The sequence below is a fragment of the Caulobacter sp. UC70_42 genome (genome assembly GCF_044056025.1).
Lineage (GTDB): Bacteria > Pseudomonadota > Alphaproteobacteria > Caulobacterales > Caulobacteraceae > Caulobacter.
Window position 1 is genome coordinate 3,948,581 of record NZ_CP171994.1, and the last position, 26,805, is coordinate 3,975,385.

At 67.0% G+C, this 26,805-nt stretch carries 18 protein-coding genes and 10 pseudogenes; 20 read left to right on the top strand and 8 right to left on the bottom strand.

Annotation, left to right across the window (positions count from 1 at the left end):
• Positions 1-49 precede the first annotated feature (49 nt).
• Together ACHMW8_RS19595 and ACHMW8_RS19600 are read left to right on the top strand one after the other, a co-directional pair.
• Positions 50-403, top strand: coding sequence for a DUF4126 family protein (locus ACHMW8_RS19595; RefSeq protein ID WP_395443477.1), 354 nt, complete (start codon positions 50-52; stop codon positions 401-403).
• 106 nt (positions 404-509) lie between these two features.
• On the top strand, positions 510-647 hold the full coding sequence (locus ACHMW8_RS19600; RefSeq protein ID WP_199743533.1) for a hypothetical protein: 138 nt from the start codon (positions 510-512) through the stop codon (positions 645-647).
• A gap of 233 nt (positions 648-880) precedes the next feature.
• On the opposite strand, the pseudogene ACHMW8_RS19605 reads toward ACHMW8_RS19600, so the two are convergent.
• Together ACHMW8_RS19605 and ACHMW8_RS19610 are read right to left on the bottom strand one after the other, a co-directional pair.
• Positions 881-970, bottom strand: a pseudogene (locus tag ACHMW8_RS19605) (hypothetical protein); the annotation flags it as partial.
• Positions 971-1,291: 321 nt separating this feature from the next.
• Positions 1,292-1,807 carry a GNAT family N-acetyltransferase gene (locus ACHMW8_RS19610; RefSeq protein ID WP_395443478.1) on the bottom strand — a complete coding sequence of 172 codons (516 nt, stop codon included), beginning with the start codon at positions 1,805-1,807 and terminating at the stop codon, positions 1,292-1,294.
• A 141-nt stretch (positions 1,808-1,948) separates the two neighbouring features.
• On the opposite strand from ACHMW8_RS19610, the gene secG reads away from it, so the two are divergent.
• The 13 genes and pseudogenes from secG (at position 1,949) to ACHMW8_RS19675 (ending at position 15,540) form a co-directional block, all read left to right on the top strand.
• Positions 1,949-2,488, top strand: a complete 540-nt coding sequence (gene secG / locus ACHMW8_RS19615) for a preprotein translocase subunit SecG (RefSeq protein WP_395443479.1) — start codon at positions 1,949-1,951, stop codon at positions 2,486-2,488.
• 114 nt (positions 2,489-2,602) lie between these two features.
• A pseudogene (locus tag ACHMW8_RS19620) lies at positions 2,603-4,254 on the top strand (CTP synthase).
• Between the two features lie 115 nt (positions 4,255-4,369).
• A pseudogene (rpmF, locus tag ACHMW8_RS19625) lies at positions 4,370-4,553 on the top strand (50S ribosomal protein L32).
• Between the two features lie 122 nt (positions 4,554-4,675).
• The gene (locus ACHMW8_RS19630) at positions 4,676-5,668 is read left to right on the top strand and encodes a retropepsin-like aspartic protease (RefSeq protein ID WP_395443480.1); all 993 of its coding nucleotides are present in this window, start codon (positions 4,676-4,678) and stop codon (positions 5,666-5,668) included.
• A gap of 115 nt (positions 5,669-5,783) precedes the next feature.
• Positions 5,784-7,063 (top strand): annotated as a pseudogene (eno, locus tag ACHMW8_RS19635) (phosphopyruvate hydratase).
• Between the two features lie 360 nt (positions 7,064-7,423).
• A complete protein-coding gene (locus ACHMW8_RS19640; protein ID WP_099577786.1) occupies positions 7,424-7,726 on the top strand; it encodes a septum formation initiator family protein in 303 nt (100 codons plus the stop codon).
• Positions 7,727-7,893: 167 nt separating this feature from the next.
• Positions 7,894-8,925 carry a pyruvate dehydrogenase (acetyl-transferring) E1 component subunit alpha gene (pdhA, locus tag ACHMW8_RS19645; RefSeq protein ID WP_125158460.1) on the top strand — a complete coding sequence of 344 codons (1,032 nt, stop codon included), beginning with the start codon at positions 7,894-7,896 and terminating at the stop codon, positions 8,923-8,925.
• Positions 8,922-10,284: pseudogene (locus tag ACHMW8_RS19650) on the top strand (pyruvate dehydrogenase complex E1 component subunit beta). The gene pdhA and the pseudogene ACHMW8_RS19650 overlap by 4 nt, the downstream one beginning before the upstream one ends.
• A 406-nt stretch (positions 10,285-10,690) precedes the next feature.
• Positions 10,691-10,774, top strand: a pseudogene (locus tag ACHMW8_RS19655) (aldehyde-activating protein); the annotation flags it as partial.
• Between the two features lie 12 nt (positions 10,775-10,786).
• Positions 10,787-12,080 (top strand): annotated as a pseudogene (locus ACHMW8_RS19660) (pyruvate dehydrogenase complex dihydrolipoamide acetyltransferase).
• Between the two features lie 24 nt (positions 12,081-12,104).
• Positions 12,105-12,581, top strand: a complete 477-nt coding sequence (locus ACHMW8_RS19665) for a glutathione peroxidase (protein WP_395443481.1) — start codon at positions 12,105-12,107, stop codon at positions 12,579-12,581.
• An 83-nt stretch (positions 12,582-12,664) separates the two neighbouring features.
• Positions 12,665-14,065: a dihydrolipoyl dehydrogenase gene (gene lpdA / locus ACHMW8_RS19670; RefSeq protein WP_395443482.1), complete on the top strand. Its 1,401-nt coding sequence runs from the start codon at positions 12,665-12,667 to the stop codon at positions 14,063-14,065.
• Between the two features lie 20 nt (positions 14,066-14,085).
• Positions 14,086-15,540, top strand: coding sequence for a DUF6880 family protein (locus tag ACHMW8_RS19675; RefSeq protein WP_395443483.1), 1,455 nt, complete (start codon positions 14,086-14,088; stop codon positions 15,538-15,540).
• 12 nt (positions 15,541-15,552) lie between these two features.
• On the opposite strand, the gene ACHMW8_RS19680 is transcribed toward ACHMW8_RS19675, so the two are convergent.
• The 3 genes from ACHMW8_RS19680 to ACHMW8_RS19690 all read right to left on the bottom strand — a co-directional run bounded on the left by ACHMW8_RS19680 (position 15,553) and on the right by ACHMW8_RS19690 (position 18,760).
• Positions 15,553-15,948: a DoxX family protein gene (locus tag ACHMW8_RS19680; RefSeq protein WP_125158453.1), complete on the bottom strand. Its 396-nt coding sequence runs from the start codon at positions 15,946-15,948 to the stop codon at positions 15,553-15,555.
• A gap of 113 nt (positions 15,949-16,061) precedes the next feature.
• On the bottom strand, positions 16,062-17,615 hold the full coding sequence (locus ACHMW8_RS19685) for an AMP-binding protein (RefSeq protein WP_395443484.1): 1,554 nt from the start codon (positions 17,613-17,615) through the stop codon (positions 16,062-16,064).
• Between the two features lie 104 nt (positions 17,616-17,719).
• Positions 17,720-18,760: an alpha/beta fold hydrolase gene (locus tag ACHMW8_RS19690; RefSeq protein WP_395443485.1), complete on the bottom strand. Its 1,041-nt coding sequence runs from the start codon at positions 18,758-18,760 to the stop codon at positions 17,720-17,722.
• A gap of 82 nt (positions 18,761-18,842) precedes the next feature.
• Between ACHMW8_RS19690 and lipA the strand changes: the two are divergent.
• A pseudogene (lipA, locus tag ACHMW8_RS19695) lies at positions 18,843-19,821 on the top strand (lipoyl synthase).
• Between the two features lie 6 nt (positions 19,822-19,827).
• Complete coding sequence (locus tag ACHMW8_RS19700) at positions 19,828-20,280, top strand: type II toxin-antitoxin system RatA family toxin (protein WP_395443486.1); 453 nt, start codon at positions 19,828-19,830, stop codon at positions 20,278-20,280.
• Between the two features lie 11 nt (positions 20,281-20,291).
• Here the strand turns inward: ACHMW8_RS19700 and ACHMW8_RS19705 are convergent, their stop codons facing one another.
• The 3 genes and pseudogenes from ACHMW8_RS19705 to ACHMW8_RS19715 form a co-directional block, all read right to left on the bottom strand.
• A complete protein-coding gene (locus tag ACHMW8_RS19705) occupies positions 20,292-21,407 on the bottom strand; it encodes an FUSC family protein (RefSeq protein ID WP_395443487.1) in 1,116 nt (371 codons plus the stop codon).
• Entirely contained in the window at positions 21,408-21,899 is a 492-nt protein-coding gene (locus ACHMW8_RS19710) for a CinA family protein (protein ID WP_125158447.1), read from the bottom strand. It abuts the gene before it with no gap.
• Between the two features lie 37 nt (positions 21,900-21,936).
• A pseudogene (locus ACHMW8_RS19715) lies at positions 21,937-23,086 on the bottom strand (bifunctional 2-C-methyl-D-erythritol 4-phosphate cytidylyltransferase/2-C-methyl-D-erythritol 2,4-cyclodiphosphate synthase).
• Between the two features lie 98 nt (positions 23,087-23,184).
• Between ACHMW8_RS19715 and dusB the strand changes: the two are divergent.
• From dusB to ACHMW8_RS19730, 3 genes and pseudogenes are all read left to right on the top strand, one after another.
• Complete coding sequence (dusB, locus tag ACHMW8_RS19720) at positions 23,185-24,192, top strand: tRNA dihydrouridine synthase DusB (protein WP_395443488.1); 1,008 nt, start codon at positions 23,185-23,187, stop codon at positions 24,190-24,192.
• Complete coding sequence (locus tag ACHMW8_RS19725; protein ID WP_125158444.1) at positions 24,189-25,319, top strand: nitrogen regulation protein NR(II); 1,131 nt, start codon at positions 24,189-24,191, stop codon at positions 25,317-25,319. Before dusB ends, ACHMW8_RS19725 begins: the two co-directional genes overlap by 4 nt.
• A gap of 2 nt (positions 25,320-25,321) precedes the next feature.
• Positions 25,322-26,745 (top strand): annotated as a pseudogene (locus ACHMW8_RS19730) (sigma 54-interacting transcriptional regulator).
• Positions 26,746-26,805 lie beyond the last annotated feature (60 nt).

Here is a 26,805-nt window from a genome sequence, read left to right on the forward strand (position 1 = left end):
GGGCGAGGAGGGGTTGTCTTCCGGTGGTTTATCGGAAGGAAGCGCCGGAATGCTCAGATCCATCCTCATCGGCCTGTCGGCGGGTTCCCGTTCGATGACGCCGCTGGCCGCGGTCAGCGAGGCCGCGCATAGCGGCCGCCTACCGGCCGACAATGGCGCGCCGTCCTGGCTGGGCAGTCCATGGATGGCGGCCGGCTCCAAGGCGCTGGCGGCCGGCGAGCTGTGGGGCGACAAGCTGCCCTCGGCCCCGGACCGCATCGTGCTGGCGGGCATTCTCGCGCGGCTCGTCACGGGCGGCCTGGCGGGCGCGGCTTTGGCGCCGAAACGCCAGAGATACTCGGCGCCGCCCTGGGCGCCGGCGCGGCGGTGGCGGCGTCCTATGTCACCTTCCACGCCCGCATGAAGGCCATCCGCCACTTCGGCCAGACGCCCAGCGGTCTGGTCGAGGACGCGCTGACCATCGGCGCCGCGCAACTGGTGACGCGCGCTCTGCCGGGGCGTTGACCGCGATGGCCGAGAAGCATGAACCGCCCGAGCGGGAGCCGCCCAAGCCGTCGCCCGAGCAAGTGGAAGGCGTACGTCGTCAACGCGAGCACATCGAGGCGCTGGACGGCGAGGACCCGCTGCGCGGCGGCGTCGCCGACTAGCTCAAATCCCGTCTGAGCGCGGGCGTTCTCCGTCTCCCTTGCGGGCGACGGTGGTCCGTAGGGGGGGAGGGGTTGGTAGGCCTGCCGGATTAGCGTTTCAGCGCAATGAGTTAGCCTGTGTAGCTCTTCATCCGACCGCCTTCGGCGGCCACCTTCATCCGCAAGGGGAGAAGGGTGTTCGATGAGCATTCACGCCCTTGCGTCCCCGGCTTCAGAACCGGCTGTATTCTCTACCCACCTCGTCGCGAGGAAGGGGCGCATGGCCAGCGACCATTTGCGGCGGCGGGGGGGCGGTCGAGCGGGCGCGCTCTTCGGCGCGGGGAAACTCCGCAACTGCATCCCTCTGGCGGCGGTCGGCCCTGGAACACAGAAACGACGTGGGATGTCGGGCCGAAGAGGCGACAGGCGGCTGGAAACAGCCGCATCCGGGATCGGGCTACGCGGCCTGACCCGCCCGTCGGAGGCTTCGAGGGGGTCGGGGTGCGAACAGCATCACGGCGTCACGCTTCCGGATAACGATCGCGCGGAGCGTCGGGCTTCGTCGAAACGGTATTTCTATTTTCCAACTCCGGACGCTGTCCGGCGCTCCGCATCCCTTTCCACGCCTTCAGCGAGCGATCGCGTGAAGCGGCGGAGCCGTGCGCCTAGAGCCGCAGACCGTACAGCCGTCGATCCCGCCGCTCGCCATCCCGGTGCACCGCGCCCTTCAGGTAGCCCTCGGCCTTGAAGCCCAGCTTCTCCAGCAGGCGCTCGGCGCGATTGTCGCCGACATGGATGCTGGCCACCAAGCTCTTGAGGCCGCCGCCGGCGGCATGGGCGAGGAGGGCGCTGACCGCCTCGGCGCCGAAGCCCTGGCCCCAGCCCTTGCGGTCGATGACGAAGCGAATCTCCGCCCGCTGATGGCGCCGGTCGATGTCGATGAACTCGCAATAGCCGAGGTACGCGCCGCTCACGGTGTGGCGGATGCTCCAGTAGACGGCGTCGCCGGCGGCCATCTCGTCCACCTGGGCGGCGACGCGGGAGGCCACCTCGTCCGGGTCCTCGATCGGCTCCTGATCGAGGTTGGACATCACCTCCGCATCGCTGAGGAACGGATAGATCTGGGGCGCATCGTCGATCGTCAGCGGAGCGAGGGTCAGGCGTTCGGTCTCAAGGATCATGCGGTCCGACGATCTGGCTTTCAGGGTTGCGTTTGGCGGCGCGCTTCCCAGCTATGGCGCGGAGCGCTCGCTAGTGGTAGAGGGGCCGCTTCGTTTTTAACGCGGCATTTCGCCCGCGCCCGGATCGAGAATACATTCCACATGCTTATCGGCGTCCTGCTGGCCATCAATATCGTCGTCTGCCTCTGTCTGATCGGGGTGGTGCTCATGCAGCGCTCCGAAGGCGGCGCGCTGGGCATGGGTGGCGGCAACACGGGCTTCATGACCGCCCGCGGCGCCGGTGACCTGCTGACCCGCATCACCTGGATCCTGTTCTCGGTCTTCCTGCTGATCAGCCTGACCCTGACGATCCTCACGGGGCGCGCCAATACCGGCGGTTCAGTGGCCGACCAGGTCAAGGGCCTGGACGCCAAGACCCTGAACGCCGCGCCGACCCCGCCGCCCGGGTCGCTGAACTCGCTGCCGGCCTCGCCGGACAGCCAGCCCGGCGCTATCCAGGCTCCGACTCCGCAGATCAACACGCCGGCCCCGGCCGCCGCGCAACCCGCGCTGCTGGCGCCGACCCCGTCGGCCCCCAAGCCCGCGGCCAAGGCGCCCGCCAAACCGGCTGAAAAGCCGGCCGCCGCCGCCCCGACCCCCACGGTCGCGGCGCCGCCGGCGGAACAGCCCAAACAACAATAACCGTCCCAAGACGGTCTTCCACTGACCCCCGAGGGCGACCTCGGGGGTTTAATCTTGTTGATGAACGCAGGTCTTTTCACCGGCGTCGTCGAATCACGGGTAATCTGATCGCCCATGACGCGGTACATTTTCATCACCGGCGGCGTGGTTTCCTCGCTTGGCAAGGGTCTGGCCTCGGCGGCGCTCGGCGCGCTGCTGCAAGCACGCGGCTACACGGTCCGCCTTCGGAAGCTCGACCCCTATCTCAACGTCGATCCGGGCACGATGAGCCCGTATCAGCACGGCGAGGTCTTCGTGACCGACGATGGGGCGGAGACCGACCTTGACCTGGGCCACTACGAGCGCTTCACCGGCGTGTCGGCCAAGAAGGCCGACAACATCACGACGGGCCAGATCTACAAGACGATCATCGAGAAGGAGCGTCGCGGCGACTATCTCGGCGCGACCGTCCAGGTGATTCCGCACGTCACCAACGAGATCAAGGATTTCGTGCTGTCGCCCGCCATGGATGAGACGGGCAAGAAGCCGGTCGACTTCGTGCTGGTCGAGATCGGCGGCACGGTCGGCGACATCGAGGGGCTGCCGTTCTTCGAAGCCATCCGCCAGCTGCGCCAGGACCTGCCGCGCGGCCAGAGCTGCTACCTGCACCTGACCCTGCTGCCGTTCATCAAGACCGCCGGCGAGATGAAGACCAAGCCGACCCAGCACTCGGTCAAGGAACTGCGCTCGATCGGGATCCAGCCGGACATCCTGCTCTGCCGTTGCGAGCAGGAGATCCCGGCCGAGGAAAAGCGCAAGATCGCCCAGTTCTGCAATGTCCGCCCCAGCGCGGTCATCCAGGCGATGGACTCTTCGTCCATCTACGCCGTGCCGATCGACTATCACGAGCAGGGCCTGGACGCCGAGGTCCTCGACGTCTTCGGCATGAGCGATGCGCCGGCCCCGGACCTGACGCGCTGGAAGACCATCGACGAGACCGTCCAGCATCCCGACGGCGAGGTCACCATCGCCGTGGTCGGCAAGTACACGGTGCTGAAGGACGCCTATAAGTCGCTGATCGAGGCCCTGCACCACGGCGGCCTGGCCAACAAGGTCAAGGTCAACCTCGACTGGGTCGAGAGCGAGACCTTCGAGGGCGACGAGGGCGCGGCCGCGGCCCGCCTGGAGAACGCCCACGCCATCATGGTGCCCGGCGGCTTCGGCGAGCGGGGCGCGGAGGGCAAGATCCGCGCGGCCCAGTTCGCCCGGGAGCGCAAGGTGCCGTACTTCGGCATCTGCTTCGGCATGCAGATGGCGGTCATCGAGACCCTGCGGAACGTCGCCGGCATCAAGGACGCCAGCTCGTCCGAGTTCGGCCCCACCGAGCGTCCCGTGGTCGGCATCATGACCGAGTGGATCAAGGGCAACGAGACCGTCCAGCGCCGCGCCAACGACGACCTGGGCGGCACCATGCGCCTGGGGGCTTACGAGGCCGTCCTGACGGCCGGCTCGAAGGTCGCGCAGATCTATGGCTCGACCGAGATCAGCGAGCGCCACAGGCACCGCTACGAGGTCAATATCGGCTACGCCCACCTGATGGAGGACGCCGGCCTGAAGCTGACCGGCCGCTCGCCCAACGGCGTGCTGCCGAGATCGTCGAGCGGGAAGACCATCCGTGGTTCATCGGGGTGCAGTATCACCCGGAACTGAAGAGCCGCCCGTTCGCGCCACACCCGCTTTTCGCCAGCTTTATCGCGGCGGCCAAGGAGCATGGTCGACTGGTCTGAAGCACGCTGTTGCATCTCCGAAGAGATTCGGGCATAAGCGCGCCCTCACGCGGCGACCTGGGCACCCCCGAGTCGCCGCTCTCGATTTTCACGCTCAACGAGCAGAGTCACTTCGATGGCCGTTCCTAAAAGAAAAACTTCGCCTTCTCGCCGGAACATGCGCCGGTCGCACCACGCCCTGGGCGCCAGACTCGTTCATCGAGGACAAGGACACCGGCGAGCTGCGCCGTCCGCACCATGTCGATCTGAAGACCGGCATGTACAACGGCAAGCAGATCCTGACGCCGAAGGAAGACTAAGGTCTCCTTTCGTCAGTGACGATTTCGAAAACGCCGCCCGGTTCGCCCAGGCGGCGTTTTTCGTCGTATTTTCGTCGTACGCGCAAAAAACGGTGCTAGCCTCCGAGCTGGGAGGTACGCCCATGCTCACACGCCGGAACATCACGGCGGGACTGGGGATTTCACTGGCGGCGTCATCGGCCATGGCCGAGGCCATAACCCCCGTTTCCGTCAATCAGAGCCTGCCTCCAGCGACAACGCCTGCGCCGCCGGACGATCCGGTACTGATCCTGGACGCCTCGCTGGACGACGATGACCGCCTCACCGTTGAGGTCGAGATCAACGGGCAGGGGCCTTTCAACTTCGTCGTGGACACCGGGGCAGGGCGCAGCGTGCTGACTCCGGCCGTCGCCGAGAAGCTGAACCTGCCGGCGGGTCCGCAGATCCTCATCCACGGCATCTCCAGCGCGATCACCAGTCCGACGGCGCGGATCGAGAGCATGCGGGCCGGCGAAGCCCGGTTGGGCGCGGCGGTCCTGCCGGTGCTTCCTTATGAACGCGTCGGGGCGGACGGCCTGCTGGGCGTCGACATCCTGGACCGGCGCAACGTCGTCATGGACTTCCGCAAGCGGAAGCTGCTGATCCGTCGCAGCCAGTTCTTCTCGGAAATGACTCGCAAGGCCGACGAGGTGTCGGTGCCGGCCGACGCCCGCTTCGGGCGCCTGACCCTGACCGACGCTCGGATCGCCGGCACGCGCTCGGTGGCCTTCATCGATTCTGGCGGCGGCATATCGATTGGAAACATGGCCCTGCAGCGGGCGATCGCCGCCAAGCGGCGCCGCGCGTCGGACCTCGTCAAGCCCGCCCGCCTGCTGACGGCCGGCGGCGAGGTCTATCTGGGCGAGTTCCGCGTCGTGCCGTCGATCACCATGGGCAATCTGCATCTGACCAACATCCCGATGGCCTTCGCTGACGTGCACATCTTCGACGTCTGGTCGCTGAACCACCGGCCGGCGGCCTTGCTGGGCGCGGACGTGCTGAAGCTGTTCGCCAAGGTCGAGCTCGACTTCGGCTCGGACCGGGTCCTGTTCAAGCTGGGCCAGAGGAACGGCCTGACGCCGATCTACAACGTCTGACGCGCGTTTCAGCCGTTGTGACCGGTGATCCGCGCCTGTCCAGGGCAAGGCAAGTTGCGCCCGCGACGCTTGGCGGCTAAAGGCGGGCGCGCCTTTTGGCCTCTAGGAGCAGCCCATGACCGAGATCGTCGACATCATCGCCCGCGAAATTCTCGACAGCCGGGGCAACCCGACCGTCGAAGTCGACGTGATCCTGGACGACGGCGCCTTCGGCCGCGCCGCGGTGCCGTCGGGCGCCTCGACTGGGGCTCACGAGGCCAACGAGAAGCGTGACGGCGACAAGGCCCGCTATCTGGGCAAGGGCGTCCTGCAGGCCGTGGACGCGGTCAACGGCGAGATCTTCGACGCCCTGTCGGGCGTTGACGCCGAGGACCAGCGCCGCGTCGACAACCTGCTGATCGAACTGGACGGCACCCGAACAAGGCCCGCCTGGGCGCCAACGCCATCCTGGGCGTCTCGCTGGCCACGGCCAAGGCCGCCGCTGAGTTTGCCGGCCAGCCGCTCTACAAGTATGTCGGCGGCGTGAACGCCCGCGTGCTGCCGACCCCGATGATGAATATCATCAACGGCGGCGCCCACGCCGACAATCCGATCGACATCCAGGAATTCATGATCCTGCCGACCGGCGCCTCGAGCTTCCGCGAAGGTCTGCGCATGGGCGCCGAGATCTTCCACAGCTTGAAGAAGGCGCTGAAGGACGCCGGCCATAATACCAACGTCGGCGACGAGGGCGGCTTCGCCCCGAACCTGGCCTCGGCCGAAGCCGCGCTCGACTTCATCGTCAAGGCCGGTGAGAAGGCCGGCTACAAGGCCGGCGAGGACTTCGTCCTGGGCCTGGACGTGGCCTCGACCGAGTTCTTCAAGAACGGCAAGTACGAGCTGGAGGGCGAGGGCAAGTCGCTCGACCCGGCTCAGATGGTCGACTACCTGGCCGGTCTCGTCTCGAAGTTCCCGATCCTGTCGATCGAGGACGGCATGGCCGAGGACGACTTCGACGGCTGGAAGCTGCTGACCGACACCCTCGGCAAGAAGGTCCAGCTGGTCGGCGACGACCTGTTCGTCACCAACCCCAAGCGCCTGCAGATGGGCCTGGACAAGGGCTTGGCTAACTCGATCCTGGTGAAGGTCAACCAGATCGGCACGCTGTCGGAAACCATCGACGCCGTCGATCTGGCCCACCGCCATGGCTATACAAGCGTCATGAGCCACCGCTCGGGCGAAACCGAGGACAGCACGATCGCCGACCTGGCCGTCGCGCTGAACTGCGGTCAGATCAAGACCGGCTCGCTGGCCCGCTCCGACCGCACCGCCAAGTACAACCAACTGCTGCGCATCGAGGAGATGCTGGACGACCAAGGCGTCTACGCGGGCCGCGCGGCGCTGAAGGGCCGATAGGACTCTTCAGATCGTCGAAATTCGCGAGGGCGCGGCTTCCAACGGGGGCCGCGCCATTTGCTTTTTCGGCGGCGATTCTCGCCACCGGGTCGACCGTCGGACGTGTTCCTCCGGTCCGCGACTGCGTTAACCCACAAATTTTCTAAAAGCCCGGCAGTGGTTTCAAACGAGACCAATTGCTCGCTGTTCGCGGTCGCGAAATAGCTTCGGCGGCGCGGCATCTAGATGCGTGTGAAACGATCTCACGTGAAAGCATCGTTCGCCTGCTTGGCGAGCCGTCAAAGGCCCTGCTCAACGCCTGGATTTAGAAGGCGTTAAGCACGGTCGGCGATCCTGCGAATCCCTCTCTGGGGCCTTGAGATGTTCGCCCGACTGCAACCCTTCCTGCCGACCGCGGCGATCTTTTTCCTGATTTTCTACTTCGCCTTTCACGCTCTGACAGGTGATCGAGGCCTGCTGTCTATCTCGCAGCGCAACGCGGACCTCGCAGCAAAAACAAAGGAACTCAGGAAGATACGCGCGGAGAGGATGGACCTCGAGGCCCGTGCTCGTCTATTACGCAACGGCAGTCTGTCGGCTGATCTCCTGGAGGAGCGCGCGCGCTCCCTTCTAGGATATGCCGACCCGAGGGACTATGTGATCCGCGTCAAGCGTCCGAGCTGACGGATCGCCTATTTCTGGAATTGGCTGCTGGTCGGTTCGCGGATCACCTCGATCCCGGATTGATCTTGGCGAGAGACCAGGGCGTTTCCTACGCGGAACCGACGATTTTTCGGCGGGTGGCGCCCTCAGGACGAAGGCCGCGATGAAGATTGGCCAGGGAGATTTGAATGGCGCGTACGCGCAAGGCTGAGGCCTCGGCGGGGAAGGCGGTAGACACCGGTGTCAACGCTTTCGTCGGGAAAGACGAACTCCTGAAATTCTATCAGGACATGCTGCTGATCCGCCGCTTCGAGGAGCGCGCCGGCCAGTTGTACGGCATGGGCCTGATCGGCGGCTTCTGCCACCTCTACATCGGTCAGGAAGCCATCGCGGTCGGCATGCAGTCGATTTCGCAGGAGGGCGACCAGATCATCACGGGCTACCGTGACCACGGCCACATGCTGGCCGCCGGCATGGATCCCCGCGAGGTCATGGCCGAACTGACCGGCCGCGCCGGTGGCTCGTCCAAGGGCAAGGGCGGGTCGATGCACATGTTCGATATCGCAGCGGGCTTCTACGGCGGCCACGGCATCGTCGGCGCCCAGGTGGCGCTCGGCACCGGTCTGGCGCTGGCCAATCACTACAAGGGCAACGGTAAGGTCTCGTACGCCTATATGGGCGACGGCGCGGCCAACCAGGGCCAGGTTTACGAGAGCTTCAACATGGCCCAGCTGTGGAAGCTGCCGGTCGTGTACGTGATCGAGAACAACCAGTACGCCATGGGCACCAGCGTCGAGCGCGCCGCCTCGGAAACCGCGTTCCACAAGCGCGGCACGTCGTTCCGCATTCCGGGCGAGGAAGTCGATGGCATGGACGTCGTCGCCGTCCGCGAGGCCGGCGCCCGCGCCACCGAGCACGCCCGCAGCGGCCAGGGTCCCTACATCCTTGAGATGAAGACCTATCGCTATCGTGGTCACTCGATGTCGGACCCGGCCAAGTACCGCACCAAGGAAGAGGTCGACGAGGTCAAGACGACCCGCGACCCGATCGACCACATCAAGGAACGCCTGGCCGCGGCCGGCGTCACCGAGGACGACCTGAAGGGCGTCGACGCGGACGTGAAGCGCATTGTCGCCGAGGCCGCCGAGTTCGCTCGCACGAGCCCTGAGCCTGATCCCTCGGAGCTGTATACCGACGTCTACCTGGAGGCCGCCGAGTGACGGACATCCTGATGCCCGCGCTTTCCCCCACGATGGAGGAAGGCACCCTGGCCAAGTGGCTCGTCAAGGAAGGCGACACCATCAAGGCCGGCGACGTGATCGCCGAGATCGAGACCGACAAGGCGACGATGGAAGTCGAAGCCGTCGACGAAGGCGTGGTGGAAGCCATCCTGGTTCCGGCCGGCAGCGAGAACGTCAAGGTCAACACCCTGATCGCGCGCCTGAAGGGCGAGGGCGAAGCCGCGGCTCCGGCCGCTCCGGTCCCGGCTCCCGCCGCTGAAGCCGCTCCGGCTCCCGTGGCGGCGGCCCCGGCTGCCGGCGGTCCGATCTCGGCCGCCTCGACCTTCGCCGACCCGGAAATCCCGGCCGGCACGCCGATGAAGAAGATCACGGTCCGCGACGCCCTGCGCGACGCCATGGCCGAAGAGATGCGCAAGGACGACCGCGTCTTCCTGATGGGCGAGGAAGTCGCCCAGTACCAGGGCGCGTACAAGGTCAGCCGCGAACTACTGCAGGAGTTCGGCGACAAGCGCGTCATCGACACCCCGATCACCGAGCACGGCTTCGCCGGCATGGGCGTCGGCGCGGCGATGGCCGGGCTGAAGCCGATCGTCGAGTTCATGACCTGGAACTTCGCCATGCAGGCGATCGACCACATCATCAACTCGGCCGCCAAGACGCTCTACATGTCGGGCGGCCAGATCAAGTCGTCGATCGTGTTCCGCGGTCCCGAACGGCGCGGCCTCGCGCGTCGGCGCCCAGCACAGCCAGGACTACGCCGCCTGGTACGGCAATGTCCCGGGCCTGAAGGTCATCGCGCCTTACGACGCCGCCGACGCCAAGGGGCTGCTGAAGGCCGCGATCCGCGATCCGAATCCGGTCGTCTTCCTCGAACACGAGATGATGTACGGCCACGAGTTCGACATTCCGGACGTCGAGGACTGGGTCGTGCCGATCGGCAAGGCCAAGGTCCGTCGCGAAGGCTCGGACGTGACGCTGGTGGCCTACAGCCGCATGGTCGGCTTCGCGCTTAAGGCGGCCGAGGAGCTGGAGAAGGAAGGCATTTCGGCCGAGGTCGTCGACCTGCGCACGATCCGTCCGATGGATCACGCCACCGTCCTGGAAAGCGTCAAGAAGACCAACCGTCTGGTCACGGTCGAGGAAGGTTGGGGCCCGATGGGCGTCGGCGCCGAGATCGTCGCCCGCATCACGGAGTTCGGCTTCGACTACCTGGACGCCCCGCCGCTGCGGGTTCACCAGGAAGACGTGCCGCTCCCGTACGCGGCCAATCTGGAAGCCCTGTCGCTGCCTTCGGTCGACAAGATCGTCAAGGCGGCCAAGGCGGTCAGCTACAAGTGATCCCGATGCCCGCTCACTCTGGCTTCAGCGCGTGTGAGCGGGCGAGGGCGCTCTGATGACGGTCCTGAACGGCTCCTGCCATTGCGGCGCGGTGCATGTGCAGCTCGAACCGGGCAAGCCTCTGGACGAGCTGCCGGTCCGCGCCTGCCAATGCGGCTTCTGCCGTCGACAGGGCGCGCGGACGACCAGCTCTCCGGACAGCCGGCTGCACATCACGGCCGCGCCCGGATCGCTGCATCGTTACCGGTTCGGCCGCCGCGCCGTGGACTTCCTGATCTGCCGCGAGTGCGCTTGCTATATCGCGGCGATGATCGAGGACGACGGCCGGGCCTATGCGACGCTGAACGTCGTGGGGACCGACCTTCCGGGCTTCGAGGATCGAACGCCCGAACGGCTGGACAGCCACGACGAAACGGACGAACAACGCCTTGCCCGTCGCAAGGCCAAATGGACGCCGACCACCTTGGTCGAAGCCGTCCCGAACGCTTGAGGAAGAAGCTCAATGTCGATCGACATCCTGATGCCCGCCCTGTCGCCCACCATGGAGGAGGGAACCCTCGCCAAGTGGCACGTCAAGGTCGGCGACACCGTCAAGGCCGGCGATGTGATCGCCGAGATCGAGACCGACAAGGCGACGATGGAAGTCGAAGCCGTCGACGAAGGCGTCGTCGAGGCGATCCTGGTCCCTGCTGGCGCCGAGAACGTCAAGGTCAACGCCCTGATCGCCAAGCTGGCGGGCGAGGGTGACAGCCCCGCGCCGGCTCCGAAGGCCGAAGCGCCCAAGGCCGCCGCCGCGGCTCCAGCCGCCGCTCCGGCTCCCGTTGCCACAGCTCCTGCCGCTCCCGCGCCGGCCGCTCCGGTCGCCGCTGACGGCTCGCGTGTCTTCGCTTCGCCGCTGGCCCGCCGTCTCGGCTTCGGCCGCTGGCCTCGACCTGAAGGGCATCAAGGGCACCGGTCCGCACGGCCGCGTGGTCAAGACTGACGTCGAAGCCGCCAAGTCGGGCGCTGCTCCTGCCGTCAAGGCTGCGCCGGCTTTGGCGCCCGCCGCCGCTCCGGCCGCCGAGCCGCGCAAGGTCCAGTCGCTGGAGCAAATGGGCATCCCCGCCGGCTCCTACGACCTGATCCCGCTGGACGGCATGCGCAAGACGATCGCGCGCCGCCTGACCGACAGCTTCCGCGACGTGCCGCACTTCCCGCTGACGATCGATCTGGAGATCGACGCCCTGCTGGCCGCGCGCGCCAAGATCAATCACCTGCTGGAGGGCCAGGGCGTGAAGGTGTCGGTCAACGACATCATCATCAAGGCCGTGGCCGTGGCCCTGAAGCGCGTGCCGGAGGCCAACGCCTCCTACACGCCGGAAGGCATCGCCATGCACAAGCATGCCGACATCGCCGTGGCCGTGGCCATCGACGGCGGCCTGATCACCCCGATCGTCCGCGCCGCCGAGACCAAGGGCCTGGCCCAGATCTCGGCCGAGGTGAAGGATCTGGCCGCTCGCGCCAAGTCCAAGAAGCTGAAGCCCGAGGAATTCCAGGGCGGCACCTTCTCGGTCAGCAATCTCGGAATGTTCGGCATCAAGGCGTTCGCCTCGATCATCAACGAGCCGCAGGGCGCGATCATGAGCGTCGGGGCCGGCGAGCAGCGTCCGGTGGTCAAGGATGGCCAGCTGGCCGTGGCGACCGTGATGACCGTGACCCTGACCTGCGATCACCGCGTGGTCGACGGAGCTATCGGCGCCAAGTTCCTGGCGGCCTTCAAGCCGCTGATCGAAGAGCCGCTGACCCTGATCGTTTGATCCGGTTCAGGGCTGGAGGCGAACATGTCGGTCTACGACTATTCGGCCAAGACGCTGGACGGCCAGGACGTGAGCCTGGCCGACTATCGCGGCCAGGTGCTGCTGATCGTGAACACCGCCAGCAAGTGTGGGTTCACGCCTCAGTACGAAGGCCTCGAGGCGCTCTACAAGAGCCACAAGGATCGTGGCTTCACGGTTCTGGCCTTCCCCTGCAACCAGTTCGGCGCTCAGGAGCCAGGTAACGCCGAGGAAATCGCGAACTTCTGCTCGCTGACCTACGACGTGACCTTCCCGGTGATGAGCAAGATCGACGTCAACGGCGCCGACGCTCATCCGCTCTATCGCTTCCTCAAGAAGGAGCAGAAGGGCCTGCTGGGCACCGAGGCGATCAAGTGGAACTTCACCAAGTTCCTGATCGGCAAGGACGGCGAGGTCGTCGAACGTTTCGCGCCCACGGTTAAACCCGAAGACCTCAAGGTCGCGGTCGAGGCGCTGCTTTAGTTTCTCCCGGATCGGCCCGCGGGCCGATCGATCTAGGCCGTCCGGCTTCCCACGGACGACGTCCAAGCTAGGGTTAGATGAACATGTCCACGGAATTCGATGTCGTCGTCATCGGCGCCGGTCCTGGCGGCTATGTGGCCGCGATCCGCGCCAGCCAGCTGGGCCTGAAGACGGCCATCGTCGAGCGGGAGAACCTGGGCGGCATCTGCCTGAACTGGGGCTGCATTCCCACCAAGGCCCTGCTGAAGTCGGGCGAGATCTATGAACAGCTGTCGCACCTGAGCGACTACGGCCTGGCGGTCGAAAAGCCGTCGTTCGATTTCCCCAAGATCGTCGAGCGCTCGCGCGGGATCGCCAAGCAGATGTCGTCGGGCATCGCCTTCCTGATGAAGAAGCACAAGATCGAGGTCATCGAGGGCGAGGCCAAGCTGGAGAAGGGCGATCCGGCTCCCAAGCTCGTCATCGCCCTGAAGGCCGGCGGCAGTCGGACGGTCCAGGCCAAGAACGTCATCCTGGCCAGCGGCGCCCGCGCGCGCGAGATTCCGGCCATCGGCGCGGTTTCGGACGGCGACAAGATCTGGACCTACCGCGACGCCCTGGCGCCCAAGACCATGCCCAAGTCGCTGGTCGTGATCGGCTCGGGCGCCATCGGCATCGAGTTCGCCAGCTTCTATCGCGCCCTCGGCGCCGAGGTGACCGTCGTCGAAGCCCTGGACCGGATCATGCCGGTCGAGGACGCCGAGGTCTCCAAGGCCGCCCAGAAGGCGTTCGAGAAGCGCGGCATCACGTTCCGCATCGGCGCCAAGGTCAGCAAGGTCGAGAAGACCAAGGACGGCGTTTCGGTCACCGTCGACGTCGGCGGCAAGATCGAGCAACTGACGGCCGAGAAGTGCATCGTCGCCGTCGGCATCGCGCCCAATAGCGAAGGCCTGGACGTCGTCGGCCTGAACCTGGATCGCGGCCACGCCGTGACCGACAAGCACGGCAAGACCAACGTCCCGGGTCTGTACGCCATCGGCGACATCGCCGGCGCGCCCTGGCTCGCCCACAAGGCCAGCCACGAGGGCATCCACGCCGCCGAGGCCATCGCCGGCTACAAGACCCCCAACGTCCACTCGCCGATCCCCGGCTGCACCTACGCCAACCCGCAGGTCGCCTCGGTCGGCTACACCGAGGCCGGCGCCAAGGCGGCGGGCATTGAGGTCAAGGCGGGCCGCTTCCCGTTCCGCGTTAACGGCAAGGCCGTGGCCGCGGGCGAGACCGAAGGCTTCGTGAAGACCGTGTTCGACGCCAAGACCGGCGCGCTGATCGGCGCCCACATGATCGGCCACGAAGTCACGGAAATGATCCAGGGCTTCGTCACGGCCATCACTCTGGAAGCCACCGAGGAAGACCTGCACGGCATCGTTTACGCTCACCCGACCATGTCGGAAGCCATGCACGAGGCCGCGCTGGACGCCTATGGCCGTGTCCTGCACATCTAGGTCTCTTTCGAGGACACTGGATGGCGCGCAAGGCCGCGACGACGACGGCGGACGAGGTGAAGCCGCCCAAGGCTCGGAAAGGATCGAGGACGACCCTTTCCGAGGCCAATCTGGTTGACCTCGGTCCTGAGCGGCTGGCCGCCATCCTCCTCGACCTGTCCAGCGACAGCCACGTCAAGCGCGTGTTGCGGCTGGAGCTGTTCGCCGAGTCGAACACCGAAGGCTTGGCGCTGGAGATCTCCAAGCGCCTGACGGCGATCGGCAAGTCGTCGTCTCGCATCAACTGGCGCAAGCGCGCGGCCTTCGCCAGGGACCTCGACCTGCATCGCGGGATGATCGAGCGGTTGGCGCAGGACGACGCCACCGCGGCTCTCGACCTGATGCTGGACCTGCTGGATCTGGCGACGCCGACCCTGGATCGCCTCAGCCAGGCCGAGGGCCCCATCGGCGACGTGTTCCTGGCCGCTCGCGACGGGGTCGGCGCGATCGCTGTCGGGGCCTTGCCGGACCCGATTGTTCTCGCCGACCGTATCGCCAACCTGCTGCGTCGCGACGACTACGCCCAGTTCGGACCCGTGGTGAACGCGCTGGGGCCGTTGCTTGGCGAGAAGGGGCAGGCCCACCTCCGCGAGACCTTGGAAAAGCTGCTGGCCGCGCGCACCATCCGCGACGCTCGCAGCGGGATCTACAGGGACGCCTTGCGCCGCCTGGCGGACGCCAGTGGCGATGTCGACGCCTTCGAGGCGACCTTCGCGCCGGAGCTACGCCGCACGCCGCTGGTCTCGGCCGAGATCGCGCGCCGCCTGCTCGAGGCTGGTCGCGCCGAGGACGCTCTGGCGACCCTGCACGCCGGCGCACCCGGTGAGCAGCGCGGTCGCCACCAGAGTTCTCTGGAAGAACGCGCTGCGTGGGAAGAGGCCATGCTGGACGCGCTCGAGGCGACCGGTCACCACGAGGAGGCCCAGAAGCGCCGCTGGGCGGAATTCGAGCGCACGCTGTCGATTCCGCGCCTGCGGGCCTATCTGAAGGGGCTGCCGGACTTCGATGACGTCGAGGCGGAGGATCAGGCCAAGGCTGTCGCCAAGCTCTTCCCGCAGTTCGACAGGGCGCTGGCGTTCCTGGTTTCGTGGCCCGATCTGATGGCCGCCTCCCGCCTCGTACTGGCCCGCGCTGGCGAGATCAACGGCGCCGACGACACCCTGATGGCCGAGGCCGCGCGCCGCCTGGAAGGCGCCTATCCCATGGCCGCGACGCTGCTGCTACGCGCCTCGATCCAGTACGTGCTGACCTACGGCGTCGCCACCCGCTACGCCGAGGCCGCGCGCCAGCTTCTGGAAGCGGAGTCGCTGTCGGCCATGATCGGCGACTTTGGCGAATACCCCGATCACCAGGCCTTCGTGGCCGACCTTCGCATCATGCATGGCCGCAAGCAGGGCTTCCGCGCCGAGCTTGAGGCCCTGGGAAGCGCGTTCTAGCGAGACGGCCTTCTAGGGGCGCTTGCGTACCTGAGCGTCCAGGCTCCACTCTCCGGGTCCCTGGAACGCCAGATACAAGAACAGGAAACAGAACAGGATGGCGGCGTCACCGCCATTCAGCGCCGGCCAGAAGCCCTGGCTGCCGTGGGCCAGGAAATAGGCCACGGCCATCTGACCCGACAGGATGAAGGCGACCGGGCGCGTGAACAGGCCCAACACCAGTAGGCCTCCGCCGACAATTTCGAGCCACGCGGCGGCGATCAGGAGCGGCGGCAGCGGATCGGGCGCGCCGGGCTGAGGAGCGGGGAAGTGGAAGAGCTTCATCAGGCCGTGCTCCATGAAGAGCAGGGCGGCGACGATCCGAAGCAGGCTGAGCACACGCGGCGCCCAGACGGCGAGACGTTCCATTGTTCTTTCCCTCCTTGATGCGAACGCGATTTGAGCCCGACGACCGATGCTTACTCAAAGACTGAAGACAGGAATACTCCGGCGAAGCTTGTCCACTTCGCCGGGCCAAGTCCTTACGCGGCGCGTGCGTCGGTCTCGGCCATCCGCTGGATGGCGACATAGTCGGTCTTGCCGCTGCCGAGTACCGGCACTTCCTGCACCTTGAGGATCTTGCGCGGCACGGCCAGTTCGGGCGCGCCGATGGTCTGAGCGTGCGCGACCAGCGGACCCACATCGGCGTCGGGACGGTCGGTGATCAGCACCAGCTTCTCGCCCTTCTTCTTGTCGGGCATCGAGATCACGGCGTGACGTCCGTCAGGCCACACGGCCGAGGCCAGATCCTCGGCTGCGGTCAGGGAGACCATCTCGCCGCCGATCTTGGCGAAGCGCTTCACGCGGCCCTTGATGGTGATCCACAGATCGTCGGTGACCGTGACGACATCGCCCGTATCGTGCCAGCCGCCCTCCGGGGCGTCGACGCCGCCGTCCTCGCGAAGATAGCCCGCCATGATGTTCGGGCCGCGCACCAGCAGTTTGCCGCCTTCGGGGATGCCTTCGACGGGCTCGATCTTCCATTCCTGACCGGGAAGCAGGCCGCCGACCGTTCCCCGGCGGTTGTCGTCGGGCTTGTTGACCGCGATCACGGGCGAGGCCTCGGTCGCGCCATAGCCTTCCAGCACCGGCACGCCGCCGAACTTGTCCGCGATCAGGTTGTGCGTCTCTTCGCGGACCTTTTCGGCGCCGCAGACGATGAACTTCAGCCCCGACAGTTCGTCGCTCTCGGCTGAGCGGGCGTATTGATTGACGAAGGTGTCCGTCGCCAGCAGCACCGACGCGCCGGCGTCCTTGAGCAGTGGCGGAATCTGCTTGGTGTGCAGGGGAGAGGGGTACTGGAACGCCTTCATGCCGGTCAGCAACGGCAGGATCACCCCGCCAGTCAGGCCAAAACAATGGAATACCGGCAGCGGATTGAAGAACACCCAGTCTGGGTCCAACGCGATATGGGCGGCGATCTGCCGAGCGTTCGACACGAGGTTGGCCTGGGTGAGCACCACGCCGCGCGGCGCGCCAAAGCTGCCTGAGGTGAAGAGCACCACGCCCCTGTCTGACGGCTTGGCCGGGGCGCGAAAATGCCGCGGGAAGAGGCCGGCTGCGGCGGCGAACAGCTTGTCGCCCAGCCCGATCGTGCCGCGCACGTCTTCCAGATAGGTGACCTCGGCATGTTCGCTGATCGCGTCGACGATGTCGTGTAGCTTGCCCAGTTCGATGAACTTGTGAGCGGTCAGCACGCGCTTGATCTTGGCCAGCTTGCAGGCCGCCTTGATGTTCCGCAGGCCCGCCGTGAAGTTCAGCATGGTCGGCACGCGACCGAACGCGTGCAGGGCGAAGAAGGTCACCACCGAACCCGAACCCGACGGCAATAGAATACCAACGTTCTCGCCCGGCGTCGTCATCGCCGCGATCTTGCGGCCCAACGCGAAGCTGGCGCGGATCAGATCGGTATAGCTGAGCGGATTGCGATCCTGGTCCTCAAGGATCGGCTTCTTGGCGCCGTACTTGTCGCGGGCGTCAATAAGGGCGTCGAAGATGGCCTTTTGACCAGCGTGCGCATCGTAAGCTACCGGCATCCCGGCGAAACCTCCCGAAGAGCGAAAGCGCGCTCTCGTTCTTTAAACGCGGAGTCTGCCGGGGAAGGTCCAGCTTTGCAAGAAAGAGTCACAAACCGTGAGGATCACCCCCTGCGCGGCAGGGCCTTGGCGGCTGTCCGGGTTCGGATGAAATCGACTATGGCGGTCAGCCAGGCCTGGCGAACGGCGTCCGATTCCATGTGCAGGTCGTGTCCCGCCACGGGGTAGCGGGTCTCGTGACAGGCGGCCATCGCCGCGCAAAGCCGGGTCTGGGGCGTGGCGGAAACCGCCTCGTCGCGGCCAGCGGTCAGCATCAGCGTCGGGACGCTCGTCCCGCGGATGCCCCGCGCGGCGGCCTCGGACGCGTCGAAGAAAGCCGCGAACCAACCCAGGCTGCGACCGCCCATGCGAAGATCGGGATTGGCCAGCATCCAGGCCGCCTGCACCTTGCCGCGAACCGGGTCGTGGGTCAGGGCGTCGCTCGGCGCGTCCCGTCGCCAGCCGGGCTGGTCCGGGGTCTTGATCCAGCCGAGACGCAGGAACCGCATCGCGGGCGTGAACTTGGCGAAATCCGAACGCGACCGGGGTAGGGCGGCCAGGCCGAAGGCGGGGGAAGATAGCACCAGGCCGTCCATGGCCAGACCTTGCTGGGCGGCGCGCAGGGCCACCAGGCCGCCTTCGGAATGCCCCACAACCACTAGCGGCATGTCAGGGCCAGGCCGGATCACGCCCTTCACAAGGGCGCGTACGGCGGCGACGTCCGGATCCAAACTGTCGACATGGCCGAGGTCGCGCCAGGGTGTCTCGCGCTCGGATCCGCCTTGCCCCTGACGTTCCAGCACCCACACCGAAAAGCCTTGTGTCGTCAGGTCCGTGACAGTCTCGAACCACTTTTCGGCGCTTTCGCCGTAGCCGGTCAGGATCAGGATCGTCGCCCTGGGCGCGACGGGCGGCGCGGCGACGCCGTAGCGCTGGATCAGGCCCTCGCCGCTGCGGACGTAACCCCAGGCCCAGCCTTGTGGCGGATAGAAGCGCGCGCTCAGCGACGGCGGCGTCCGGCTTTCGGCGAACGGCGTCCGCGAGCCGCCGTCGCCGCAGGCGGAAACGGCTAAGGCCAGGGTGACGGCGAGGAGGCGACGACGCATACGCCCCAGTCATTTCGCGCATCGTCGACTTAAGCAAGATCGAGCGCTTGATCCGCGAGCCAAGAAGACCGATTTAGGCGCCATGGCTACGGTGATCGACACCCTCAAGGCTCGCGGCCCGGATGACCGGGCGGCGCGCCATCCCGAAAAGCAGAACCGCCCGGACACGCCGGTGCTCCGCAAGCCCGAGTGGCTGCGGGTCCGCGCGCCCGGCACGGGTCAGTACAACGAGACCAAAGGCATCGTGCGCGAGCACAAGCTGACCACGGTCTGCGAGGAAGCGGCCTGTCCGAACATCGGCGAGTGCTGGAGCCAGAAGCACGCGACCATGATGATCATGGGCGAGATCTGCACCCGCGCCTGCGCCTTCTGCAACGTCACCACCGGCCTGCCGACGCAGCTGGATCCCGACGAGCCGCGCCGCGTCGCCGAGGCCGTCGCCAAGATGGGTCTCAAGCACGTGGTCATCACCTCGGTGGACCGCGACGACCTGCTGGACGGCGGCGCCCGCCATTTCGCGGAAGTGGTCACCGCCATCCGCGCCGCGGCGCCGAGCACCACCATCGAGATCCTGACGCCGGACTTCCTGCGCAAGGACAACGCCGAGAACGTGGTGATCGAACTCCAAACCGGACGTCTTCAACCACAACCTCGAGACCGTGCCGCGGCTGTATCTCAAGATCCGTCCCGGCGCCCGCTACTACAACTCCCTGCGCCTGCTGGACCGCGTGAAGCAGCGCGATCCCTCCCAATTCACCAAGTCCGGCCTGATGGTCGGCCTGGGCGAAACCAAGGAGGAGGTCATGCAGGTGATGGACGACATGCGCTCGGCCGGCGTCGACTTCATCACCATCGGCCAGTACCTGCAGCCGACCCGCAAGCACGCGGCCATCGATCGGTTCGTGACGCCGGAAGAGTTCAAGGCCTATGAGGCGATCGCCCGGGCCAAGGGCTTCCTGATGGTGTCGTCCAGTCCTCTGACCCGCTCATCGCACCACGCGGGCGAGGACTTCGCCAAGCTGCAGACCGCCCGCCGGGCTCTCGACGCGCGCACGGCGTAAAAAGCCGTGCATCGACACGTGGTCACGCGCGTGCTGCCGTACGCGCCGGAGCAGCTTTTCGACCTGGTCGGGGATGTCGAGGCCTATCCCAAGTTCGTGCCTTGGATCACCGGCATGCGCACCTGGAACGCCCGGGTCGACGGCGCCGTCAGCACGGTCGACGCCGAGGCCCAGGTCGGCTTCTCGTTCCTGCGCGAGAAGTTCGCCACGCGCGTCCGTCGCGATCGCGACGCGCTGAGCATCGATGTCAGCCTGCTCTACGGCCCCTTCAAGCGCCTGGCCAATGGCTGGCGCTTCGCGCCCGAGGGCGAGGCGACCCGCGTCGAGTTCGTGATCGACTTCGCCTTCAAGGCGGCGCTGCTGGACGCCATGCTGGCCGCCAATATCGACAAGGCCGCCAACAAGTTGATCGCCTGTTTCGAGGATCGAGCCCGGCAAGTTTACGGCGAGAAAGCCTAGTCTTTCTAGGCCTAATCTTTCTTGGCCACGGCTTCCTCGATACGCTCCTCGAAGTCGCCGAGATTGCCGAACAGGTTCTCGATCGCGAAGACCAGACCGAACACTCGCGCGGCGTCGTCGAACTCCAGCCCCCGGGTAAGGCCCTTCTCCCGCAAACCCTCGACGCAGGCCTGGAAGGTCTGGTGGGCTTCGGCGAAGGCCACGCGGTCCGGACGCGCGCCGCCGGCCAGCAGGTCGGCTGCGCCACGGAGGGACTCGGCGCCGGCCTCCAGCATGTCGGCGGCGGCCGGCGCCAGGATCTCCGCCGGCAGAGGCTCGCGCAGAGTACGGCCGACCATCACCGTGTCGTTGCGCAGCCGCCAGAGGGTTCGGGGCAGGGCGTCGGACACCGATCGCTCGCTGAGCTTGCTGGCGTTCTCGCGATCGGCCTCGGTCATCGACGTCTGCAGCTTGGCCAAGGCCGCGCGCAGATCGTCCTGGGCCTTGAGGGAGTCGGTCGGACCCGGCGCGCCACGCAGCATGAGAACATAGCTGTCGAGGATGTGGGCCTGCAGGCCTGCGATCTTCTGGATGTTGGTCACCACCGAGGCGTGGGCGCGGGCCGGGAAGATCAGCAGGGTGGCTGCGACACCGACGAGGCTGCCGACCGTGATCTCGGCGACCCGCAGGCTTGCTGCGATCAGCGGGTCCATATGGGTCGTCTGGCCGATCAGCATGATCACGGCGGTGACGGGCGCGACCTTCAGAGCCGGCCGCACCGAAACCACGAACGACAGCAGCGCCACCGTAACGCAAAGGATTACGCCGCCGAACTCCGGCCACTTGGCATGAAAATAGGCCGCCACGGCGCCGGCCAGGGCGCCGACGACCGTGCCCATGAAGCGCTCAATGGAAGCGGTGATGGTCGCGCCCAGGCTGGACTGCACCACGATGACGGCGGTGAAAACCGCCCAATAGCCTTGTGGCAGGCGCAGCAGGGTGGCTAGGGCGAAGGCCGCGCCGACGGCCGCCGAGACGCGGATGGCGTGGCGGATTTCGGTCTTACGGGCCGCAGCAGCCTTCAACGCCTTTTGCGAGAAGCCGACGCCCGTGAAGCGCCGCCAGTCGCTGGGCGCGGTCTCGGGCACCTAGGCCACCGCCTCGCGAAGCATCTCGAGCGCCGTCCGCACCGCCGCCAACTGCACGGCTTCTCGGGTCTCGCCGGCGAAGCGCTCGTGCCGATGGACGACCGAGCGGTTGGCGCGGGCGACCGCGAAATGAACGGTGCCGACCGGCTTCATGGGCGTGCCGCCGCCGGGCCCGGCGACGCCGGTGATGGCCACGGCGACATGGCCATTGCTCTCGCGCAGCGCGCCTTCCGCCATCATCCGCGCCACCGGCTCGGACACCGCGCCGTGGTCGGCGATCAGGTCGCCCGGCACGCCCAGCATCTCGGACTTGGCGCGGTTGGTGTAGGTCACGAACCCCCGCTCGAAAACGTCGGACGCGCCGGAGATCGAGCAGATCGCGCCAGACACCAGGCCGCCCGTGCAGCTTTCGGCCGCCACCAGACGCAGCGACTTGCTGCGCGCCTCGTCAATCAGCAGCCGGGCCAGGGTCTCGATTTCCAGCGGGAACATGGGCGTCTCCGGATTCGCGGGCCTTAGCTTAGACCGTTCAGGCCGGCGTCTCGACCGCCACGACGGCGGAAGCGGCGAGACCTTCGCCCCGACCCGTGAAGCCCATCTTTTCGGTCGTGGTCGCCTTGACGCTGACCCGTTCGAGCGGGAGGTCGAGGATCTCGGCCAGCTTCTGGCGCATGGCCAGCCGGTGCGGTTTGATCTTGGGCCGTTCACAGATCAGGGTCACGTCGACATTGACGATGGCGCCGCCCTTGGCCGCCACCAGTTCGGCGGCGTGCCTGAGAAACTGGTCCGAGGCCGCGCCCTTCCACTTCGGGTCGGTCGGCGGGAAGTGGTCGCCGATGTCGCCTTCGCCGATCGCGCCCAGGATGGCGTCGGTCAGCGCGTGCAGGCCGGCGTCGGCGTCTGAATGTCCGATCAAGGTCTCGTCGTGCTTGATAGCCACGCCGCATAGCCAGACCTCCTCGCCCGGCCCCCAGCGATGGGCGTCGAAGCCCTGGCCGACTCGAGTGATGCGCGCGGCGCCGGCGAGCCTTTCGGCCATGGCGAAGTCCTCGGGGTAGGTGAGTTTCATCAGGAGCGGGTCGCCCGGCGCGATGGCCACGCGGCCACCCGCGGCTTTCCACCACCTGGGCGTCGTCAGTCGGCTCGCCCTCCACCCAGGCGGCATAGGCGGCGAGCAGGGTGTCGCGGCGCGCGGCCTGCGGTGTCTGGGCGCGCCAGAGGTGTTCACGCGAAGTCGTTGTCGGGCCTCGACCGGGCTCGGCGCGTTTCAGCGTGTCGGCGACGGGCAAGGCTGGGAGGACGGCGTCGGCGCTCTCTAGCGCTGTCAGCACGCCGTCGATGATCGCGCGGGTCAGCAAGGGGCGGGCGGAGTCGTGGATCAGGACCGGCTCATTCCCGGGACGGTTGGCCAGAGCGGCCAGGCCGGACTGCACCGACAACGCCCGGGTTACGCCTCCAGGCGCCGCGCGCCAGCCCGAAAGACCCTCCAGCGCATCAGCCAGCGCCTTTTCGCCATCTTGCGTTGTCACGATGACGATGTCAGACGCACCAGCCGCGAGGAAGGCCTCGACCGACCAGCGCAGAACCGCTTTACCCGCCACGGAACGCCACTGCTTGGCCTGGCCAGGACCGGCTCGGCTTCCCGAACCAGCGGCGACGATCACGGCGGAAAAGGTCATGGCGGCTGTTTAGTCCGGCCGCCGCCGATGTCCAGTTGATTGGGCTTTACTGCGCTGCACAATGTGCCTAAAAAGAATGCTGTGGGGATGATCATAAAATGAGCAACACGCTCGAGGTCGGCGGGGTCGAAGTTCCCGGTCGGGTGTGGATCGCGCCCATGACCGGGGTGTCGGACCTGCCCTTTAGAGAAACGGCCACGGCGCTCGGCGCGCCTTACGTGGCGACGGAGATGGTGGCCAGCGCGGAGCTCGCGCGGGGGCGGCCGGATGTCGTGCGCCGCGCGGCGGTCGGCGACGGCCTGCCGCTGACCGTGATCCAACTGGTCGGCCGCGACATCGCCTTCATGGCCCAGGGCGCCCGCATGGCTCAGGAAGCCGGAGCCGAGATCATCGATCTGAACTTCGGCTGCCCGGCCAAGGAGGTCACCAAGGGGGTCGCTTGCGGATCGGCTCTGATGCGCGAGCCCGACCTTGCCGAAGCGCTCGTCGCCGCCGCCGTCAAGGCCGTCGCCGTTCCCGTGACGGTGAAGATGCGCCTGGGCTGGGACGTCGATTGCCTCAATGCGCCTGATATCGCCCGCCGAGCCGAGGCCGCCGGGGCCAAGGCGATCACGGTGCACGGCCGCACCCGCAACCAATTCTACAAGGGCGTCGCCGACTGGACCGCTGTCGCCGCAGTCAAGAAGGCCGTCTCGGTGCCGGTGCTGGTCAATGGCGACATCGTCGACGGCGACAGCGCCCGCATGGCGCTCGAACAATCTGGCGCCGATGGCGTGATGATCGGCCGGGGCGTCTATGGCCGCCCTTGGATCGCCGGCGTGATCGAGGCCGCGCTCGAAGGCCGCGGCTTCGCCGAGCCCGAAGCCGAAGAGCGACTGGCCATCGCGCTTACCCATTTCCGACGCAGCCTGACGTTTTACGGCGAGAATCTGGGGCTGAAGATGTTTCGCAAGCACCTGGCCTCGTACATCGAAGCCGCGCCCTGGCCGGGGACGGCCGAGGCGCGTCGAGCCGCTCGCGCGACTCTGTGCCGCCTGGAGGACCCCGCCGCCGTTGAGGTCGCCTTGCGCGACCTCTGGCTGGCGGGCGGGAGATTAGCCGCATGACCGACCATGCCCGCGTATTGGGTGGCCTCACGCCCGAGGCCCTGAAGGCCGCCGCCTTCGATCTCAGCCCCGAGCCTGCCCTGGTGGTGGACCGCGATGGTGGGCTCGTGGCGGTCAACGAGGCCGCCGAGGCGCTGTTCGGCCACGGCTTGTCGCTGTTGGCCCGCGGCCGCTTCCGCGCCGCCCTGCCGCCGGGTTCGGTGCTGGTCTCGCTGCTGGACCGCGCGATCTTCGAAGGCGCGTTGGTTCGCGAGCACGGCGTCGAGGTCAACCTGTTCGGTCAGCCGCCGTTCGAGGCCGACGGCGCCGCCGTCCCGCTGGGCGACGGTTCGGTGCTGCTGACCCTGCACGTCAAGGGCGTCCTGGGTGTCGACAAGGCCGCAGACGCGGCGGGCCTTCGCTCGGTCGTGGGTCTCGGCAAGATGCTGGCGCACGAGATCAAGAACCCGCTGGCCGGCATTCGCGGCGCGGCCCAGCTGCTGAAGACCGGCGCCAGCGCCGTCGACCAGCCGCTGGCCCAGCTGATCGTCGACGAGACCGATCGGATCCGCCGCCTGGTCGACCGCATGGAGGCTTTCTCCGATGCGGCGCCGACGCCGCGCGAGCCGGTCAACATCCACCAGGTGCTGGACCGCGTCCGGGCCCTGGTCGCTAATGGCGTGGCCGACGGCCTGACGCTGAAGGAAAGCTACGATCCGTCGCTGCCGCCCGTGTGGGGCGACGAGGATCACCTGATCCAGGTCTTCCTGAACCTGACCAAGAACGCGGCGGAGGCCGCCCATATGCGGGGCGACGATCGCGGCCAGATCTCGATCCACACCGCCTGGCGCCCTGGCGTCCGCGTGCGCGGCGCCGACGGCAAGACCGCCAGCGGCGCGCCGATCGAAGTCAAGGTGATCGACAACGGCCCCGGCGTGCCGTCCAGCCTGCGCGATCATCTGTTCCAACCCTTCGTGACCACCAAGGCCAATGGCACGGGCCTGGGCTTGGCCCTGGTCACCAAGCTCGTCACCGCCCACGGCGGTCTGATCGATTTCGAGTCCGAGCCCGGCCGCACCGTCTTCCGCGTGCTGCTGCCCGTCGCCCCGGAAAACTCGAACACTGAAACCGCCTTCGGAGACGCCTGAGCATGAACGCCGCGAGCAAGAAGATTCTGATCGCCGACGACGACAGCTCGGTGCGTCTGGTGCTCAGCCAGGCCTTCACCCGTCTCGGCTATCAGGTCCGCGCCACCGGCAACGCCACCACTCTGCTCAAGTGGGTCACGGACGGGGAGGGCGATCTGGTCGTCACCGACGTGATGATGCCGGACGAGAATGTGTTCGACGTGCTGCCGCGCATCCGCAAGGAGCGACCCGAAGCTCCCGATCATCGTGATGAGCGCGCAAAACACCCTGCTGACGGCGGTCAACGCCGCCGACGCGGGAGCGTTCGAATACGTCTCCAAGCCCTTCGATCTCGACGACGTCACCGCCGCGGCGCGCCGGGCCCTGTCGCGGCCGGCCGACGCCGAGGCTTCAAAGGCCCAGGCCCGGGCCATGCGCGATGAGCGCCTGCCGCTGATCGGCCGCTCGGCGCCGATGCAGGAGGTCTATCGCACCATCGCCCGGCTGGTCGGCGCCGACCTGACGGTCCTGATCCTGGGCGAAAGCGGCACCGGCAAGGAGCTGGTCGCCCGGGCCCTGCACGAGCTGGGTCGCCGCCGCGACGGCAAGTTCGTGGTCATCAATCTGGCCGCGGTGCCGCGCGAGCGGGTCGAAACCGAGTTGTTCGGACGCGGCGAAGGCGACAACGGCCGGCTGATCGAGGCCGACGGCGGCACCCTGTTCCTGGACGAGATCGGCGACATGCCGCTGGACGCCCAAACCCGCCTGCTGCGCGTGATCGACGGCACCGAGCCTGTGATCAATCCCAAGACGGGCCGTCGCCCCAACGTGCGGATCATAGCCGCCACGAACCGGGACCTGCGCGGCCTGATCCAACAGGGGCTGTTCCGCGAGGACCTGTTCTTCCGCCTGAATGTCGCGCCGGTGCGTCTGCCGCCGCTGCGCGATCGCGCCGAGGACATCCCGGACCTGGCGCGCACCTTCCTGCTACGCGCCGCCCGTGAAGGCCTGCCGGCCAAGACGATCGACCAAAGCGCTCTCGACCGGCTGAAGACCCATCCCTGGCCGGGCAATGTCCGTGAGCTCGAGAACCTGATGCGCCGGATGTGCGCCCTCTATGCCGAGGAGCTGATCACCGCCCGCATCGTCGACCGCGAATTGCAGGATCATACCCCGGCCGTCCGCTCGGAGGAGGGGCCGCTCACCCTGTCCATGCTGGTCGAGCGCCATCTGGCTTCGCACTTCGCCGATCAGCCCGACGGCGTACCGCCCCCCGGCCTGTACGACCGCATCCTGGAGGAGGTGGAGCGTCCGCTGATCCAGCTGACCCTTTCGGCGACGCGGGGCAATCAGGTCCGGGCCGCCGAAATCCTCGGCCTGAACCGCAACACCCTGCGTAAGAAGAATTCAGGACCTGGGCGTGGAGATGACGCGCGGTCGCAGATAGGCGCTGAAGCTTTCTCAGCACATAGCTGTTGAATTTAGGACACACGCTCCTAAACTCCGT

What these genes read in the sequence shown, in the direction of transcription:
- ACHMW8_RS19600 (WP_199743533.1), top strand. Translation starts at nt 510, where the DNA reads ATGGCCGAGAAGCATGAACCGCCCGAGCGGGAGCCGCCCAAGCCGTCG.
- ACHMW8_RS19630 (WP_395443480.1), top strand. Translation starts at nt 4,676, where the DNA reads ATGCTCACACGCCGGAACATCACGGCGGGACTGGGGATTTCACTGGCG.
- ACHMW8_RS19595 (WP_395443477.1), top strand. Translation starts at nt 50, where the DNA reads ATGCTCAGATCCATCCTCATCGGCCTGTCGGCGGGTTCCCGTTCGATG.
- ACHMW8_RS19610 (WP_395443478.1), bottom strand. Translation starts at nt 1,807, where the DNA reads ATGATCCTTGAGACCGAACGCCTGACCCTCGCTCCGCTGACGATCGAC.
- ACHMW8_RS19685 (WP_395443484.1), bottom strand. Translation starts at nt 17,615, where the DNA reads ATGCCGGTAGCTTACGATGCGCACGCTGGTCAAAAGGCCATCTTCGAC.
- ACHMW8_RS19675 (WP_395443483.1), top strand. Translation starts at nt 14,086, where the DNA reads ATGGCGCGCAAGGCCGCGACGACGACGGCGGACGAGGTGAAGCCGCCC.
- ACHMW8_RS19640 (WP_099577786.1), top strand. Translation starts at nt 7,424, where the DNA reads ATGTTCGCCCGACTGCAACCCTTCCTGCCGACCGCGGCGATCTTTTTC.
- ACHMW8_RS19690 (WP_395443485.1), bottom strand. Translation starts at nt 18,760, where the DNA reads ATGCGTCGTCGCCTCCTCGCCGTCACCCTGGCCTTAGCCGTTTCCGCC.
- ACHMW8_RS19725 (WP_125158444.1), top strand. Translation starts at nt 24,189, where the DNA reads ATGACCGACCATGCCCGCGTATTGGGTGGCCTCACGCCCGAGGCCCTG.
- ACHMW8_RS19665 (WP_395443481.1), top strand. Translation starts at nt 12,105, where the DNA reads ATGTCGGTCTACGACTATTCGGCCAAGACGCTGGACGGCCAGGACGTG.
- secG (WP_395443479.1), top strand. Translation starts at nt 1,949, where the DNA reads ATGCTTATCGGCGTCCTGCTGGCCATCAATATCGTCGTCTGCCTCTGT.
- dusB (WP_395443488.1), top strand. Translation starts at nt 23,185, where the DNA reads ATGAGCAACACGCTCGAGGTCGGCGGGGTCGAAGTTCCCGGTCGGGTG.
- lpdA (WP_395443482.1), top strand. Translation starts at nt 12,665, where the DNA reads ATGTCCACGGAATTCGATGTCGTCGTCATCGGCGCCGGTCCTGGCGGC.
- pdhA (WP_125158460.1), top strand. Translation starts at nt 7,894, where the DNA reads ATGGCGCGTACGCGCAAGGCTGAGGCCTCGGCGGGGAAGGCGGTAGAC.
- ACHMW8_RS19710 (WP_125158447.1), bottom strand. Translation starts at nt 21,899, where the DNA reads ATGTTCCCGCTGGAAATCGAGACCCTGGCCCGGCTGCTGATTGACGAG.
- ACHMW8_RS19680 (WP_125158453.1), bottom strand. Translation starts at nt 15,948, where the DNA reads ATGGAACGTCTCGCCGTCTGGGCGCCGCGTGTGCTCAGCCTGCTTCGG.